The 15,439-nt window shown below is 59.6% G+C and carries 16 protein-coding genes; 7 read left to right on the top strand and 9 right to left on the bottom strand.

Translation table 11 applies throughout. The annotated features are described in order from the left end of the window. Nucleotides 1-15 precede the first annotated feature (15 nt). From FJU08_RS17690 to FJU08_RS17660, 8 genes are all read right to left on the bottom strand, one after another. Nucleotides 16-1,425, bottom strand: coding sequence for a hypothetical protein (locus FJU08_RS17690; protein WP_141150373.1), 1,410 nt, complete (start codon nt 1,423-1,425; stop codon nt 16-18). A 281-nt stretch (nt 1,426-1,706) separates the two neighbouring features. Then, nucleotides 1,707-2,432 carry a class I SAM-dependent methyltransferase gene (locus FJU08_RS17685; RefSeq protein WP_141150372.1) on the bottom strand — a complete coding sequence of 242 codons (726 nt, stop codon included), beginning with the start codon at nt 2,430-2,432 and terminating at the stop codon, nt 1,707-1,709. Beyond that, complete coding sequence (locus FJU08_RS17680; protein WP_141150371.1) at nt 2,429-4,390, bottom strand: RiPP maturation radical SAM C-methyltransferase; 1,962 nt, start codon at nt 4,388-4,390, stop codon at nt 2,429-2,431. Before FJU08_RS17680 ends, FJU08_RS17685 begins: the two co-directional genes overlap by 4 nt. Further along, complete coding sequence (locus tag FJU08_RS17675) at nt 4,387-5,232, bottom strand: aKG-HExxH-type peptide beta-hydroxylase (protein WP_141150370.1); 846 nt, start codon at nt 5,230-5,232, stop codon at nt 4,387-4,389. Before FJU08_RS17675 ends, FJU08_RS17680 begins: the two co-directional genes overlap by 4 nt. A gap of 72 nt (nt 5,233-5,304) precedes the next feature. Then, nucleotides 5,305-5,448, bottom strand: coding sequence for a hypothetical protein (locus FJU08_RS22820; protein WP_181409905.1), 144 nt, complete (start codon nt 5,446-5,448; stop codon nt 5,305-5,307). 257 nt (nt 5,449-5,705) lie between these two features. After that, on the bottom strand, nt 5,706-6,881 hold the full coding sequence (locus FJU08_RS17670) for an acetyl-CoA C-acetyltransferase (RefSeq protein ID WP_141150369.1): 1,176 nt from the start codon (nt 6,879-6,881) through the stop codon (nt 5,706-5,708). After that, the gene (locus FJU08_RS17665) at nt 6,878-7,537 is read right to left on the bottom strand and encodes a 3-oxoacid CoA-transferase subunit B (protein ID WP_141150368.1); all 660 of its coding nucleotides are present in this window, start codon (nt 7,535-7,537) and stop codon (nt 6,878-6,880) included. Before FJU08_RS17665 ends, FJU08_RS17670 begins: the two co-directional genes overlap by 4 nt. Further along, nucleotides 7,537-8,250, bottom strand: coding sequence for a CoA transferase subunit A (locus FJU08_RS17660; RefSeq protein WP_141150367.1), 714 nt, complete (start codon nt 8,248-8,250; stop codon nt 7,537-7,539). The genes FJU08_RS17665 and FJU08_RS17660 overlap by 1 nt, the downstream gene beginning before the upstream one ends. A gap of 82 nt (nt 8,251-8,332) precedes the next feature. Here FJU08_RS17660 and FJU08_RS17655 point away from each other — a divergent pair, with 82 nt between their 5' ends. Further along, entirely contained in the window at nt 8,333-8,896 is a 564-nt protein-coding gene (locus tag FJU08_RS17655; RefSeq protein ID WP_235890783.1) for a helix-turn-helix transcriptional regulator, read from the top strand. Between the two features lie 7 nt (nt 8,897-8,903). On the opposite strand, the gene FJU08_RS17650 is transcribed toward FJU08_RS17655, so the two are convergent. After that, the gene (locus FJU08_RS17650; RefSeq protein WP_210245268.1) at nt 8,904-9,500 is read right to left on the bottom strand and encodes a LuxR C-terminal-related transcriptional regulator; all 597 of its coding nucleotides are present in this window, start codon (nt 9,498-9,500) and stop codon (nt 8,904-8,906) included. 105 nt (nt 9,501-9,605) lie between these two features. On the opposite strand from FJU08_RS17650, the gene FJU08_RS17645 reads away from it, so the two are divergent. Genes FJU08_RS17645 through FJU08_RS17620 form a run of 6 tightly spaced genes read left to right on the top strand, consistent with a single transcriptional unit; the run spans nt 9,606 to nt 15,213 of the window. Beyond that, complete coding sequence (locus tag FJU08_RS17645; RefSeq protein ID WP_141150365.1) at nt 9,606-10,808, top strand: substrate-binding domain-containing protein; 1,203 nt, start codon at nt 9,606-9,608, stop codon at nt 10,806-10,808. A gap of 13 nt (nt 10,809-10,821) precedes the next feature. After that, on the top strand, nt 10,822-11,586 hold the full coding sequence (locus FJU08_RS17640; RefSeq protein WP_210245275.1) for an ABC transporter ATP-binding protein: 765 nt from the start codon (nt 10,822-10,824) through the stop codon (nt 11,584-11,586). Continuing rightward, nucleotides 11,583-12,290, top strand: a complete 708-nt coding sequence (locus tag FJU08_RS17635; RefSeq protein ID WP_141150363.1) for an ABC transporter ATP-binding protein — start codon at nt 11,583-11,585, stop codon at nt 12,288-12,290. The genes FJU08_RS17640 and FJU08_RS17635 overlap by 4 nt, the downstream gene beginning before the upstream one ends. A gap of 9 nt (nt 12,291-12,299) precedes the next feature. Next, entirely contained in the window at nt 12,300-13,292 is a 993-nt protein-coding gene (locus tag FJU08_RS17630; protein WP_141150362.1) for a branched-chain amino acid ABC transporter permease, read from the top strand. Continuing rightward, nucleotides 13,289-14,359, top strand: a complete 1,071-nt coding sequence (locus FJU08_RS17625; RefSeq protein ID WP_141150361.1) for a branched-chain amino acid ABC transporter permease — start codon at nt 13,289-13,291, stop codon at nt 14,357-14,359. Before FJU08_RS17630 ends, FJU08_RS17625 begins: the two co-directional genes overlap by 4 nt. After that, nucleotides 14,356-15,213 (top strand): alpha/beta fold hydrolase, encoded by an 858-nt coding sequence (locus tag FJU08_RS17620; protein WP_141150360.1) that lies wholly within the window; start codon nt 14,356-14,358, stop codon nt 15,211-15,213. The genes FJU08_RS17625 and FJU08_RS17620 overlap by 4 nt, the downstream gene beginning before the upstream one ends. Nucleotides 15,214-15,439 lie beyond the last annotated feature (226 nt).

Genomic DNA, 15,439 nt, shown 5'->3' with positions numbered 1-15,439 from the left:
CGGGCAAGTCAAATCCTATCGCGCGTGGCGCACCTCGATCACGGTCACCCTTGTGGCAAGGCGGTCAAGAGCGGCGCCGATGGTTCGGCGTGCATTGGCATCGAGATTGGCATCCCATTCATCAAGAAAAACCAGATCGACCGCATCATCATTGAGCATTTCATCGACCAGCCGCTGCATGATCTCCCCGGTGGAGCCGGTCGCGCCCGGTTCGGCAAGCGCTGCCGGTGCTGCGGGAATGAAGACATAGGGCCTGTTTCCGGCTCTCGACGCCATCAGGGCAAGCAGGGTTGACTTGCCGCTGCCATTCGGCCCCTCGATCAGATGACGTCCTTTACCAAGCCGCGTGGCGTCAACGGTTGCAAGATCATCGGCAAGCGGGGCACGATTGATGGTGATGCGATCGGCACTGATCCGGCGGGTGATTGTCTTTTCTGTTTGCGGCGGCAGGTCATCGAGATCGATATTGCGGATCTCTTCAAGCAAGCGTGGCGCTGAGAAGCAAAGCTGGGCCACGCCGATGATCTGCGAGATGATCTGGATGTGTCGCGGAAAGCTGGCAATCAGCACACTGAGGAAGGCAACGTCGCCGGCATGGTTCGAAAACAGCCTGAAGGTAATGGCAAGGATCGAGGCCAGCGCCAGTGCTCCGACAAGGCTGGTGCCTGCGGCAATGCGGCGTTCACGGGCGCAAAAGCGCTGTTCGGCCTCGCTCAGCGCCTCGCTCATGCTTTGTGCGGCGGCCATGCGCTGGCGCTGTGATCCGATTGTCAGGCGCGTCCAGCTATTGCGCACCCCCTTGTCCAGCGCGACGCGAGCCTTTTGCGCGGCGCGCGAACAGGCGCGGATATCCTGATGCAGAAAGCGGAAGGTAACGAGAGAGATCAACGCCGTGACCGCATAGGCCAGGAAATATTTGGCGTCGACGAAAATCAGGATCGGCACGATCGTGAAGAGCGCATTAAAGACGCTGCTCAAAAAGCTCTCGACAATCGTGACCGTCGACTGGGCGACAACATAGGCCTCGGAGGCAGCAGCCGAAAGCGCGCGGTCACGCACCGGGCCATTGGCGTAATCGAGAGGTTGCCGGGCAAAGCGTTTGGCATAGCGCTGAACCTGCCCGGCCATGATGGCAACCTGCCATCGCGCCTGGGTCGGCTGGATGAAATAGGATGGCACATGGGGCAGCAGAAACAGGCAGGCCGTCAATATCAGCATCGGCCACGGATTTTGACCTCTGGTCACATCTTCGACCAAGACGGCGAGCGAGTAGACCGTGCCGCCGACAAGCGATTGCTGCACAAGCGTCAGTCCCAGCAGGACAAAAAAATGAGGCGATCCGAACCGGGCAAAGGTGAAGATCGTGGAAAGACGGTGGCTGGGCAAATGTGCCTGTGACGGCAAGGAGTGCGTAAGGAATGTCATGGCTTACCCTCGCGGCTTGCCAGGCTTCAAATCTGCGGCGCCGGCGCACCGGACCGCCCGTTACAAGTCACCTGTCCCAGCAGCCAGGGGGCATTCCGGCTCATGTCTGCATTGCAGGTGCTGGTGCCTGGGCCTTTGTGTCGGCCGGGCACGGATGCGGAAGAGGGTGGTCAGGGGGGAGTTTGGCCGAAGATGAAGCTGGCGTCAGGGATAATATGCGCGCGACCGGCGAGCCAACATCCAGGCCATTGCAACACGCGATCATCAATCTGTTTTTTCATTCAGTCTGCCCTGAGTTCTGCAAGCCACGGACCCCTTTCGGCATCCTGCCACTGTTCTTCGATGGTCCAGCCGGTTTGAACGGCCAGGTTTTGGAGTTCGTCGAGCGACAGAAACAGCCAGCCCTCGGCGAGCGAAAGCCGTGATCCGTACTGAAGTCGAGAAAAAGTGAGCCCGGGCGGACGGCCGGCAGCAATATTGCGGCGGGCATAGTCACGGCTGAGCGTAAGCGCCGGGGCGCAGATATCGATGGAATCACACCACAGCCTTGCGCCAGGCGCGGCAGCAAAGCGCAGCCGCTCCAGCAGTCGCAGCGCACCGCTCCATGAACCGGCAAGGCCGATATTATTCCCAAACAGAGTGAAGGCATCGACCTGATGGGGTTCAAGCGGCGCATAGAGAATATCAAGCTGGATCGCATGTCGCGCGCCGCGCGCGCTGGCAATCGCAACGGCCTCTTTCGAACAGTCAATTCCGGTGGCCGCGATACCCCGTCGGGAAAGCGAAAGCAGCGTACGTCCGGCGCCGCAGCCAATATCCCATACACGCCCACAGGCGCGGCCGATTGCATGATATTCGAAACCGGCTGGCTCTTCTTGAAAATATTGCGCCATATCATAATGCTGCGAAAAGCCATCCTCGCGGTGGATGATCAGCTTCTCCTCGGTGTCACCGTTCCAGTAACCGGCAAGGGCTGCACCGAAAACCCGGTTCATACTTTCCCTCATGCCGAAAGTCTCCGGCTCTTAAACGGGGCGATCTCGGGAAAGGCCTTGTAAAAGGCATCCCGTTTGAAGGCCCTGAGCGCCGGCATGGCCTGACGTCCGCCGATGGCATAGGCATCGATCTCGACCGGCAGGAAAATATATTGTCCGGAGACATGGGCGATCATCTTGCTGGCGGTGAGGGTTTCAAGTGCTGCCGCAATCTCCGGTTTTGACAGTGCGCCCTCCAGCTTTTCGAAGAGCTTTGCCGGTGTTGCCCCGTCACGGATCGCGCGGGCAACGGTGGCGGTCGCGCGATCCAGACGATGGCGTAGCGATGCCGCGCAGTCGCGCGTATCCAGCACCAGAAGTTCACCGTCTTCGCCCTCTCCAGCCATCAGCATCGTATAATGGTAGGCCTTCTTCCATTCGGCGACGGCAGCAGACAGCTTTTCAAACAAGGCCGGAAGCAAATTGGCATCGGCCGCGTCATGCTGGAAGGTGAAGTAATAGGCGAGATCGTGAAGCTGCCGGTCATCCAGCGCATAGACATGCCGATAGGCGGGATCGGGGATGATGTTTTTGATGCCATAATTGGCACCCCGTTCGAAATAGGGACTGAAGCGCAACAGCACAAAGCGGGTGAAATCAGCCGGGGGCGGCAGATGGGTGAGGAGTGGAAGCAGCGCCAATGTGCGCTGATAGGCGGGCGCTCGCTCGCCGGGAAAGCCAAACAACAGGTTCCAGTTGCACTCAAGCGCTTCCTCGTCGCAGCCCTTTAGCAGCCGCACATGCTGGCCGGCATGGGCACCCTTGTCGATCAGGGCGAGGATATCGTCGTCAAGCGCTTCAATACCCGGCTGGATCGACAGAATTCCCGCTTCGCGGAATGTCGCCAGATATTGCCGCTTCAGATTGGATTTCAACTCATAATAGATGTCGAGATCAAGCCCGGCTTCGGCGAGCATCGGCACAAATGTCTCGAGATACTTCACATCCATGATGTTGTCGGAGGTAAATATCCGGTCTGGACGATGGGCCTTAACGGCATTTTTAAGCTGCCGGAGCGCTGTCTCCGGCGATTTGGCGCGGAAGGCCATACGCTCGGCATTGATACCGCAAAAGGTGCAGTGGTGCTTTGCGCCCCACCAGCAGCCACGCGAGGTCTCGAAGACCAGACTGGGTTGCAGCGTTTCTGACAGGCCACGCGCGGCGAGATCGGCATAGAGATCGCGATAGACCGGCTCGGGAAGATCATCGAGACAGGTGATCGCCTGGGCTGGCACGGTGCGATCGGAAGGTGTTTCACTCGTGATGCAGCCCGGTATCCTGGCGATTTCGGCGCGCTTGCCCTCAAGAAAGGCTTTCACAATCGCGGGAAGGGCAAGATCGCCCTCACCATTGACGACAACATCAACAGCACCGAAGGCCTCGATCAGCACACGGCCCGCCGGGCCCTCGCAATTGGCCCCGCCAAAGACGATCAGGCAGTCAGGCAAGCGCTGTTTCAGTGCCCGGGCAACCGCAATACCGGCAACCGCCTGCTGGAACACATTGGAAAAGGCAAAAATGCGTGCCCCCGATGCAACAAGTGCATCTGCCCAGCGCGCGATCATGGCAGGAACCTCGTCCCGCAGGTCACGCGCGAGGTGCAGGAGCGCTTCCGGCAGCGGCTGGACCTTCCGGTCAGGCCGGTCAGGCTGGCGGGCATAGGCGAAATAGGCTTCGTCACGCGTCGCATCGGGCCCAAACACCGCTTCGGCAAAGACCCAATCCCCCAGAAAGAAGGAAACGCCGGGCAATTCGCCGATCTTGAGATAGGGGTCAATGCCGAGCCGCTCGACAAGGTCTAGATAGAGGCTGAACTGGCGGGTGCGATAGCCCCTTGCCTCCAGCCCCCCCTGAAGCAGGCCAAGAGCGAGCGAGGAATGGAGCGCCGGCCAGAAAGGCGGGTTCACCAGCGCGACATCAATGCGGTTCATGTGACTGCCTGCTCCTGTTCGAGCTGGGCAAAACCTGCTTCAAGTTCACCAAGGCGGGCTCTCCCATGGGCCGTCAGGCCAGCCGCCTGCGCGCGCGTCGACAAAAGGCAGTTGCGCGTTGTGTCCATATATTCGAGCGGCCGTCCGGATGTGTGGCGGCGGTGGCGCATCAGAATATAGGCGACGAATGCGGAGTGGTAGGCCTTGTCCAGCGGACGCTCGCGGTTAAGGATCGCCGAACGGGCCGGATAGTCCTCAAGCACTTTCATTGAATAGCGGAAGATCCGGTGGCACAGATCATCTATGAAGAGGCATTGATGCATATATTCATGCAGGATCAGCTCGACATAGTCATCAACGTCAGCGGCCGGATTTTGCATGCCGCACCAGATAACACCGATCGCGTCCGATGAGGTGCCGCCGCCATAGCCTTTGACGCGGGCAAAGACGAAGGCGCCCACCACGGCAGTGATGCCACGATAGGTTTCGGGATAAAGGGTTGCAATCCGGTCCAGCGCTTCATTGATCCGATCCTCAGACAGCGCGGCTTCATCCGCATCAAACAGGACGGTCGCGACGTCGGCAGTCGACCCTTTTCCCATCAGGGTACGCAGAAGTTTTTCCTCGTCCGGATTGCCGGGCCGGGCGATCAAAAGCGGCCTGTCATGGGCCAGATCATGCGGGACGGGAACCTTGAGTGCCTTGTTAAGAAAAGCAAAAAAGCGCGCCCGGCGCGTCTGCCCACCCTTAGCGTCCGGGTCAACGACCTCAAGAAGCGCGTCAATAGAAGAGAGCACCGTCTCCGTCTTGTAGACGGGCAGCTGAAAAATATCGCTGTTCATGGGGTTTGTCCGCCTGGTTTGAAGACAAATGCGCCGCCGCCTGAAGATGAGCGGCAGCGCAGGGCAACATCATTATTCGTGGATAATCATGCTGCTGGGGTTGGCCTCAAGCACGTGGCTTTCAAGATAGGCCTCGACATTCTCACGCAACTCTTCGCGAATGTCGTCCATCGGTTCTTTTTCAAGTGTATCTGTATTTTCGATTTTATCTTTCATGACTTCCTCACTGTTCCGGGAGGATTAGAGTCATATATATCTTTCATTCCGATACAATTATATAAGAAAAATAATATTAAGTTTCGGAATATGAAATAAAAATTCAATTATGAATGGAGTTTCATTTGATGAATATACCGAAATTACAATTGGTTTTTCTATTTATTGTTCTGTTTCGATATCTGGTATAATTATGTACTTTAACGGAAAGGGAGCAGCCGGAATGCCATCCGGCCGCGCCGTCTCTATGCCAGATTTCAGCCCCGCTCGACGCACATGGCGACACCCATGCCGCCGCCGATGCACAGCGTCGCCAGGCCTTTCTGCACGTTCCGCCGCTTCATTTCGTGCAAGAGCGTGACGAGAACGCGTGCACCAGAAGCGCCGATCGGATGGCCGAGCGCAATGGCCCCGCCATTGACGTTGACCTTTGCCGGATCAAGGCCAAGCTCGCTATTGACAGCGCAGGCCTGGGCGGCAAAGGCCTCATTTGCTTCGATCAGATCAAGATCGTCAATCGACCAGCCAGCGCGTTCCAGTGCCTTCAGCGAGGCATTGACCGGGCCGATCCCCATGATGGCCGGGTCGACACCGGCGGTGGCAAACCCGGCAATGCGCGCCATGGGATGAATACCGCGCAGCTCTGCTTCCGTGGCGGACATTAGCACCATGGCCGCAGCGCCGTCGTTCAGCCCCGAGGCATTGCCGGCCGTGACCGTGCCGTTCTCGTCAAAGGCAGGGCGCAGCTTGGCCAGTGTGGTTTCGTCGGCGTCCGGCCGGATCTGCTCATCGCGGTCAAAGATCATTTCACTGCGCCGGCTTTTCACCGAAAAAGGCACGATCTCGTCAACGAAGCGGTTTTCACGATCGGCTGCTGCGGCCTTGTGGTGGCTGGCAAGCGCAAAGGCATCCTGCTGTGCCCGGCTGATCTTATAGCGGCTGGCAATGTTTTCCGCGGTGATCCCCATGTGGAAATCACCGAAGGCATCCATCAGCCCGTCATTCAGCATGGTATCGACCATGGTGGCATTGCCCATCTTGGTGCCGCCGCGCAGATGCTGGCAATGGGGCGAAAGCGACATGTTTTCCTGCCCGCCGGCCACCATGATTCGGGCTTCACCGGTGAGGATCTGCTGCATGCCAAGGGCAACGGCGCGCAGGCCCGAACCGCAGACCTGGTTGATACCGAAAGCGGTGGCTGCTTCCGAAATTCCGGCCTTCATCGCCGCTTGCCGGGCCGGGTTCTGGCCCTGACCGGCAGTCAGCACCTGGCCTAAAATGACCTCGTCCACCTCGTGGCCCGATACATTTGAACGGGAAAGCGCTTCACGGATCACGGCCGCGCCCAGTTCATGGGCAGGCACGGTTGACAGCGACCGCATGAAACCGCCGACCGCGGTGCGGCAGGCGCCGGCAATGACGATATCACTCATGCCAGTTCTCCCGCCGTGAGCGCGATATCGAAATCGGCTTCGGTCTTCGCCCTGATGTCATCAAGGCTCACCCCATCGGCCAGCTCAATCAGCGTCAGCTTTGCCGGTCCATGGCGGGCGACGGTGAAAACACCCAGATCGGTGATGATGAGGTCGGTGACGCGGCTGCCGGTCAAGGGCAGATCGCACTGTTTCAGCAGTTTCGATTTGCCCTTGGCCTCATGCTCCATGACGACGACGACACGCTTGACACCGGCGACGAGATCCATCGCTCCGCCCATGCCCTTGACCATCTTGCCGGGGATCATCCAGTTGGCGAGGTCGCCATTTTCTGCCACCTGCATGGCACCGAGGATCGACAGGTCGATATGGCCGCCGCGGATCATGGCAAAACTGTCGGCGCTGGAGAAATAGCTGGTCTCCGGCAACGCCGTCACCGTCTGCTTGCCGGCATTGATCAGGTCGGCGTCTTCCTCGCCCTCGATGGGGAAGGGGCCCATGGCCATCATGCCGTTTTCGCTCTGCAGGCGCACGTCCATGCCATCGGGGATGTAATTGGCCACCAGCGTCGGAATGCCGATGCCGAGATTGACATAGAAGCCATCCTGCAGTTCACGCGCCGCGCGGGCCGCCATCTGTTCACGTGTCCAGGCCATCAGACTACCTCCTCGGTGCGGCTGCGGGTGGTGCGCTGCTCGATATGCTTTTTCGGGTTTTGCACCTCGACGATACGCGAGACGAAAATGCCGGGCGTGTGGATATGGTCGGGGTCGATGGCACCGGCTGGCACCAGATGCTCGACTTCCGCCACTGTCAGTCTCGCCGCCGTTGCCATCATCGGATTGAAATTGCGCGCGGTCTTGCGGTAGACAAGATTGCCTTCGCTGTCGCCCTTATAGGCATGGACCAGAGCGATATCGGCGAACAGCGAGCGCTCCATCAGATAGTCCTCGCCGTCAAAGGTCCGGACCTCCTTGCCCTCGGCGATCATGGTGCCGACGCCGGTTTTGGTGAAGAAGGCCGGAATACCGGCACCACCGGCGCGGATGCGCTCGGCCAGCGTGCCCTGCGGGTTGAATTCCAGCTCCAGCGCGCCGGAGAGAAACTGTTCGGCGAACAGCTTGTTCTCGCCGACATAGGAGGAAATCATTTTACGGATCTGCCTTGTTGCCAGCAACCGGCCAAGGCCGATCCCGTCAACGCCGGCATTATTGGAAATCACCGTCAGGTCCCGAGCGCCCGAGGCCTCCACGGCCTCGATCAGTGCTTCGGGGATACCGCACAGGCCGAAGCCGCCCGACATGATCACCATGCCGTCCCTGATCTCGCCGGCCAGCGCTTCCGCCGCAGACGAAAATTGCTTTTTCATGATGTCTCCTCCCGGTTTCAAACCGTTCCTGAAGACTAAAATAGGCTTGATATTTGTCAGGCGTTAGTCGTATTTCTACTATATGGCCACACCGCAAACCGCCCCGTTTCGCTTTCCGCTCGCCGATATCCCGGTGCCCATGGTCTATGCCACGCACCGCATCATCCGCGATTGCAATGCAGAATTTGCCGCCGTTTTCGGCTATGAGCGCGAAAGCCTGATCGACCGCAGCTTCTCGCGTCTCTATCCGGGGCTGGAGGATTTTGTCCGCACCGGCGAGATGTGGCGGGTGAACCTGCCGGAACATGCTGTCTATTATGACGAGCGGATCATGGCCGACAGTTCGGGCCGGCGCTTCTGGTGCCGGGTGCGTGGCCGCTCCTATGATCTCACGGATCCCTTTGCCGCAGCGCTCTACTGTTTCGAACCGATGACCCGACCGGTGACAGGTGCCACGATGAAGCTGACGGGACGGCAGCGGCAGATCCTCACATTGGTCTCGCAGGGCAAGACCAATGCGGTAATCGCAGCCGAAATCGGTCTTTCGGCTCGCACCGTCGAGGCGCACCGGCTGCGGCTGACCCGCGCGCTCGGCCTTGCCAACAGCGCCGAGCTTTTGACATGGTTCCTCAACAGCGAGCAGTAGGCCTGTTTCAGCGCCGCTCGACGATATGGGCAGCTTCGGCATCGCCCAGTGCCTGCAGCAGGGCGCTGGTATTGGCAACGCCGAATTTCTTTAACATCCTGGCGCGATAGACCTCGACCGTGCGGTGGGACAGCTCGATCTTCTGGGCGATCTCCTTGCTGGTCAGCCCCTCCGACAGCAATGAAACGATCTCACGCTCGCGCCGGGTCAGCGCGTGATAGGGGCGGGAGATGGAGAGGTCGGCAAAGCTCCAGACCGCGCGCTGCAACGGTTCGTCGGGAGTGAAGGAATGGCCGCGTACCCGGCACCAGAACAGCGTGCCGTCCTTTTTCGCCATGATCCGCTCATCCCAGTAGCTGTTGCCCTGTTTCAGCTGTTCGACGCCGCGATCGCGGATATTCACGAATTCGGCTTCGGATGGATAGAGCAGGGAGAAAGTCTGTTCCCTCAGGGCATCGCGCTCATAGCCGAACATGCGGGCAAAGGTCAGATTGCAATCGCGGATCACCCGGTTTTCGGTAACGACAAGACCGACCGGCGCATAGGTAAAGGCAAGTTCGGCAAAGTCGCCATCGCTAAAGGCGTCCTCAATACGTATTCTCACAATATTCCCCAAGCCCGCCGGTCTCATGTAGTCTTCCCGACGGAGGATATGTCAGGGCAAGCGTGCCGACAACTGTCGTGCTTGCCCTTCATGGAGGAGACAATCATGACCAATCTGTCGCGGCTCTTCGGGCCGCTTGTTCTTGGCGTGGCTCTGGCAACGGGCGCCCATGCCGGTGATCCGATCAAGATCGCCCTGGTGCACGGCCTTTCCGGCAGCACGTTCGAGACCTTTTCCAAGCAGAGCGAGACCGGTTTCGAGCTCGGGCTGGAATATGCCACCAACGGCACCAATGAAATCAATGGCCACCCGATCGAGATCATCCACAAGGATACGCAGTTCAAGCCGGATGTTGCCCGTGCGGTGCTGGCGGAAGCCTATGGTGATGACGATGTTCTGCTGGCCGTCGGGGCGACATCATCCGGTGTCACGGCTGCCATGCTGCCGGTCGCCGAAGAATATGAAAAGCTGCTGATCGTCGAGCCGGCCGTGGCCGACAGCCTGACCGGGCCCGACAGCAACCGCTATATCTTCAAGACCTCGCGCAATTCGTCCATGGACATGCAGGCCCAGGCGCTGGCGCTGAAGCCGGATGAAAACCTTTATGTCGCAACGCTTGCAGAAGATTATGCCTTCGGCCGTGATGGCATCACCGCCTTCAAGACCGCGCTTGATGGCTCCGGCGCCACGGTGGTGGACGAGGAATATGTGCCGCAGGGCACCACCGATTTCACCGCCGCGACCGAGCGCATGTTCAACGCGCTGAAAGACAAGCCGGGCCGCAAGGTCATTCTCGTCTATGTCGCCGGCGGCGGTGACCCGATGGGCAAGATCCTCGCCATGGAGCCGGACCGCTATGGCATCGAACTGTCGACCACCGGTAATATTCTCTCGGTGCTGCCGACCTATAAGCGCGTGCCCGGCATGGAAGGTGCGGTCTATTACTATTACGAGGACTACGACAACCCGATCAATGACTGGCTGGTGAAGACCCATGAGGCGCGCTACGGCACGCCGCCGGATTTCTTCACCGCTGGCGGCATGGCGGCGGCGCTTGCCGTGGTCAAGGCGATCGAAACGGCCAAAACGCTTGATACCGAAGGTCTGATCACGGCCATGGAAGGCATGAGCTTTGATACGCCCAAGGGCGAAATGACCTTCCGTCCGGAAGACCATCAGGCCATGCAGTCGATGATCCATTTCAAGATCAAGGTTGATCCGAATGTCGACTGGGCAATTCCCGAGCTTGTCCGCATCATTCAGCCCGACGAGATGAATATCCCGATCGGCCGCAACAACCAGGAATGACGGTAGTTTCGTGATACATCCTTCTCTTGTTACCGAGGACCTGACGATCCGGTTCGGCGGCCATGTGGCCGTCGACCAGGTAAGCTGCGCTTTCAGGCCCGGCGAGCTGACCGTGATCGTCGGGCCCAACGGCGCCGGCAAAACCACCTTCTTCAACCTGATTTCCGGCCAGCTGAAAGCGACGTCGGGCCGGGTGATGAAGGACGGCGCCGATATCACCCGGCTGTCACCCTCGGCGCGTGCGCGCCACGGTGTCGGTCGCGCCTTTCAGCTCACCAACCTGTTTCCGGCACTGCCGGTGCTGGAAAATATCCGCCTCGCCGTGCAGGCCCGCGAAGGCGCCGGCTGGCATATGTTCAGAAGCGTTGGCTCCTTCCGCGACATCAATGCACGGGCCGAGCGCTACCTCGAAGCCGTACGGCTGACTGCAGCCGCCTACAAGTCCGCCGCATCGCTGCCGCATGGCGATCAGCGCAAGCTCGAAGTGGCGTTGTTGATGGCCATGGAACCGGATATCTACATGTTTGATGAACCGACTGCCGGCATGTCGCTCGACCATGCGCCGGATGTGCTCGATCTGATTGCCGAGATCAAGCATGACCATTCCAAGACCGTGCTGCTGGTGGAGCACAAGATGGAGGTGGTGCGCGCGCTTGCCGACCGCATCATCGTTCTGCATAACGGCGCGCTTCTGGCCGATGGCCCGCCAGCCGAGATGATGGCCAGCCAGATCGTCCGCGATGTCTATCTCGGCAAATCCGGGGAGGCGGCGGCATGAGCGCGCTTCTGACCATCCAGCATATGAAGACCGATATCGGCCAGTATAAGGTGCTGCATGATGTCTCCTTTGCCGTGCCGGAGGAGGGCGTGTTCGTTTTGCTGGGCCGCAATGGTGCCGGCAAGACCACGACACTGCGCTCGATCATGGGCCTGTGGCAGCCGTCGCCCGGCTCGATCCTGTTTCGCGGGACCGATATAACCGGGCTGCACACAGCCGATATCGCCCGACTCGGCATCGCCTATGTGCCCGAGGATATGGGCATTTTCGGCGGTCTCACCGTGGCGGAGAATCTGGTGCTGGCAACGGCAACGGGCGTGCCGGATGACACCCGTCTTGCCCGTATCTTCGCACTCTTCCCGGCGATCGAAAAATTCTGGACCAGCCCGGCGCGCGCGCTTTCCGGCGGCCAGAAGCAGATGCTGGCTGTGGCCCGCGCCATTATCGAGCCGCGCGCGCTGATCCTGATCGACGAGCCGACCAAGGGACTGGCTCCGGCGATCATCGACGCCATGGCCGATGCCTTTGCCGAGGTTGCCACGACAACGCCGATCCTGCTGGTCGAGCAAAATTTCCACTTCGCTCGCCGGCTCGGCAAGAACGTCGCCGTGATCGAGGACGGACAGGTCGTCCATCAGGGCACGATGACCGATTTTGCCGCCGACCGGGATCTGCAGGAACGGCTCTTGAGCCTGTCTGCCTGAGGAAAAACCATGTCTGAATTGCGTAAATTCTTCGAACGGTCTGGCGGGGTCAATCTGCTGCCGGTCATCCTGGCCGTGATCGCCTTCGCGCTGATCGGCCAACCATCCTCCTGGGCGACGCTCACGGTTGCGGGGCTTGCCATGGGGATGATGGTATTCCTCATGGCCTCCGGCCTGTCGCTGGTCTTCGGCATGATGGATGTGCTGAATTTCGGCCACGCCGCCTTCATCTCCTTCGGCGCTTTCGTTGCCGCAAGCGTTCTGGCGGCGCTCAATGGCTGGCTCGGTTCCGACAGTGTGTTTCTGTCCGGCCTTGCCTTTGCGCTTGCCTTCGTCGCGGCCCTTACCTTCGGCCTGGCGGCGGGCTGGTTCTTAGAAACTGTGGTGATCAAGCCGGTCTATCGTGATCATCTGCGCCAGATCCTGATCACCATGGGGGCGATGATCGTCTCGGAACAGATCATCCTGGCGATCTGGGGCGGCACGCCGATCACCGTTCCAAGACCGCATTTTCTCGAAGGCGCCTGGATCATCGGCGATGTGTCGATCGAGATCTATCGCGTCTTCGCCTTTCTGCTTGGGCTGATCGCCTTCGTCGGTCTCTACATGGCGCTGAACCATACCCGCATCGGCCTGCTCATCCGCGCCGGTGTCGAAAACCGCGAAATGGTCGAGACGCTCGGCTTTCGCGTCGACCGGCTGTTCATTGCCGTCTTCATGGTCGGCTCGGCACTGGCAGCCCTCGGCGGCGCCATGTGGGGCGGCTATCAGTCGCTGATCACACCGGCTCTTGGCAGCCAGATGATGATCATCGTCTTCATCGTCGTCATTATCGGCGGGCTCGGCTCCATCGGCGGCACGCTGCTCGGTGCCATCACTGTGGGCCTCGTCACCAATTATGTCGGCTTCCTGGCGCCGAAAATGGCGCTGGCATCCAACATGATCCTGATGACCGCCATCCTGCTGTGGCGCCCCAACGGATTGAGGCCCGCCGTCAAATGATGAACCGGATCACCTATGGCGCACTTGGCGTCAAAACTGCGGCCCTCCTTATCTGGGCGGTCCTGCTTTTCGCACCTTTCCTGTTTCAGGATGTGCGCTCGATTGAAGTCGCTGCCCGCGTGCTGATCTTCATCGCGCTGGTGGCAAGCTATGATCTCCTGATCGGCTATACCGGCATCGTCTCCTTCGCCCATACCATGTTCTTCGGTTTCGGTGCCTATGGGGTGGCAATCGCACTCAAGCATTCTGGCCCCGGCTGGGGCGAGGTAGCGCTTGGCGCCTTGGCCGGGCTCGCTGTTTCGATGATTGTGGCTGCGGCCATCGGTCTGCTGAGCTTACGCGTCAAGGCGATCTTCTTCGCCATGATCACGCTCGCCGCCGGTTCGCTGGTGCTGGTTCTTGCCTCACAGATGTCCCAGTTTACCGGCGGTGAGGATGGCATCACCTATGTTGCACCGGCTCTGTTCAAGCCAGCAACCAAGCTGATCGTCGATGCCCATGGCAAGGTGGTGAGCCTGTTCGGCGTGAAGCTCAATGGCAAGCTTGCGGCCTATTACTTTGTCTTCCTGTTTTCCGGCCTCATCTTCGCCGCCATGCTGCGCCTCGTGGTTTCACCGCTCGGCACAGTGCTGAAGGCGATCCGCGAGAATGAGGGCCGGGCCGAAGCCATCGGTTACCGGGTCGTCGCCTATCGCACCTTCGTCTTCACGATCTCCGCCGTTGCCGCCTCGCTGATCGGCTCGGTCTATGCCATCTGGCTCAAATATACCGGGCCGGATACCACGCTCTCCTTCGCCATCATGGTCGATATCCTGCTGATGGTCGTCATTGGCGGCATGGGGACGATGTGGGGTGCGGTAATCGGCGCGACGCTCTTGGTCGTGGCCCAGTTCTATCTGCGCGACATCATGGAAGCGGCCGCCTCAGCACTCTCTGCAGTCCCGCCAGCGGCGGCCCTGATGAACCCCGACCGCTGGCTGCTCTGGCTCGGTCTGATCTTCATTCTGCTGGTTTATTTCTTTCCAAAGGGTATTGCCGGAACGGCGATGGAAAAGGGAAAACGATGACACAGCAACCGCGTTTTACCTTTGTGCCCGTCGGCCGCCATGAGCTCCATGTCACCGAATGGGGCGCACGGGATGCGCCAGCGATCGTGCTCTGGCATGGCCTCGCCCGCACCGGCCGCGACTTCGACGAACTGGCGGCAGCACTTTCGCAGGACCATTTCGTTCTCTGCCCGGATACGATCGGGCGTGGTCTGTCCAGCTGGGCGCAGACGCCGCAGACCGACTATTCGCTGAAATCCTACGCCAATCTGGCCATCGGCCTGCTGGATCACTATCAGATCGCCCGTGCCGGCTGGCTTGGCACATCCATGGGCGGGCTGATCGGCATGCGCATCGCCTCCGGTGCCTCTGCCGCGCGGCTGTCCTTTCTGGTGGTCAACGACATCGGCCCGGAACTGCCGCAGCCGGCGGTCGATCGCATCATCGCCTATGCCGGCAGCGCGCCGGTCTTCGCCTATCTGCACGAGGCCGAAAACTGGTTCCGCACCGCCTATCTGCCCTTCGGGCCGGCTCCGGCGCCGTTCTGGACGCGTATGACCCGCACCTCACTGCGCAGGCGTGGCGATGGCAGGCTGACCACGCATTATGACCCTGAGATCGTGGTACAGTTCACCGCATCAGCCAGCGAATTGGCGAGCTGGGATCGCTATCAACGCATCACACTGCCGACCCATCTGATCTGGGGAACGCAATCCGATCTTCTGACCGAGGCAATCGTCGAAAGAATGAAAGCGCAAGGCCCGAAACCGGCGGTCACCGCATTTGCCGATTGCGGCCACGCGCCCTCGCTGTCACAGCCTCAGGCTATCGGCGAGATCAGACAACAGATCAGTCGTCTTGAAGCCCTCTGCTGAATGCATATCAACGAGAGCGCGTCGGATTTGTCGGCAGTTTTTGCCTAATATTAATGCAGATCACATGTTTGCTGCCGGTGTGTGCAAACCGCAAGACCGCTTTGATCCGGTGACTGCGCATCGATCGTAAAACTGAAAAATAAGATTTAAAACCAATGCGTTATTCGATTTTTAGGAAAAAGTTTGGAATATGCGTTGACGGTATTGGTTAGGTAGGTCTATAAGC

The sequence above is a fragment of the Martelella alba genome (genome assembly GCF_006516955.1).
GTDB classification, from domain to species: domain Bacteria; phylum Pseudomonadota; class Alphaproteobacteria; order Rhizobiales; family Rhizobiaceae; genus Martelella; species Martelella alba.
The sequence above is the reverse complement of the archived record's forward strand: the minus strand, read 5'-3'. Positions and strand labels throughout refer to the sequence as shown.

What these genes read in the sequence shown, in the direction of transcription:
- FJU08_RS17635 (WP_141150363.1), top strand. Translation starts at nt 11,583, where the DNA reads ATGAGCGCGCTTCTGACCATCCAGCATATGAAGACCGATATCGGCCAG.
- FJU08_RS17675 (WP_141150370.1), bottom strand. Translation starts at nt 5,232, where the DNA reads ATGAACAGCGATATTTTTCAGCTGCCCGTCTACAAGACGGAGACGGTG.
- FJU08_RS22820 (WP_181409905.1), bottom strand. Translation starts at nt 5,448, where the DNA reads ATGAAAGATAAAATCGAAAATACAGATACACTTGAAAAAGAACCGATG.
- FJU08_RS17620 (WP_141150360.1), top strand. Translation starts at nt 14,356, where the DNA reads ATGACACAGCAACCGCGTTTTACCTTTGTGCCCGTCGGCCGCCATGAG.
- FJU08_RS17665 (WP_141150368.1), bottom strand. Translation starts at nt 7,537, where the DNA reads ATGGCCTGGACACGTGAACAGATGGCGGCCCGCGCGGCGCGTGAACTG.
- FJU08_RS17625 (WP_141150361.1), top strand. Translation starts at nt 13,289, where the DNA reads ATGATGAACCGGATCACCTATGGCGCACTTGGCGTCAAAACTGCGGCC.
- FJU08_RS17630 (WP_141150362.1), top strand. Translation starts at nt 12,300, where the DNA reads ATGTCTGAATTGCGTAAATTCTTCGAACGGTCTGGCGGGGTCAATCTG.
- FJU08_RS17645 (WP_141150365.1), top strand. Translation starts at nt 9,606, where the DNA reads ATGACCAATCTGTCGCGGCTCTTCGGGCCGCTTGTTCTTGGCGTGGCT.
- FJU08_RS17680 (WP_141150371.1), bottom strand. Translation starts at nt 4,390, where the DNA reads ATGAACCGCATTGATGTCGCGCTGGTGAACCCGCCTTTCTGGCCGGCG.
- FJU08_RS17690 (WP_141150373.1), bottom strand. Translation starts at nt 1,425, where the DNA reads ATGACATTCCTTACGCACTCCTTGCCGTCACAGGCACATTTGCCCAGC.
- FJU08_RS17670 (WP_141150369.1), bottom strand. Translation starts at nt 6,881, where the DNA reads ATGAGTGATATCGTCATTGCCGGCGCCTGCCGCACCGCGGTCGGCGGT.
- FJU08_RS17660 (WP_141150367.1), bottom strand. Translation starts at nt 8,250, where the DNA reads ATGAAAAAGCAATTTTCGTCTGCGGCGGAAGCGCTGGCCGGCGAGATC.
- FJU08_RS17655 (WP_235890783.1), top strand. Translation starts at nt 8,333, where the DNA reads ATGGCCACACCGCAAACCGCCCCGTTTCGCTTTCCGCTCGCCGATATC.
- FJU08_RS17685 (WP_141150372.1), bottom strand. Translation starts at nt 2,432, where the DNA reads ATGAGGGAAAGTATGAACCGGGTTTTCGGTGCAGCCCTTGCCGGTTAC.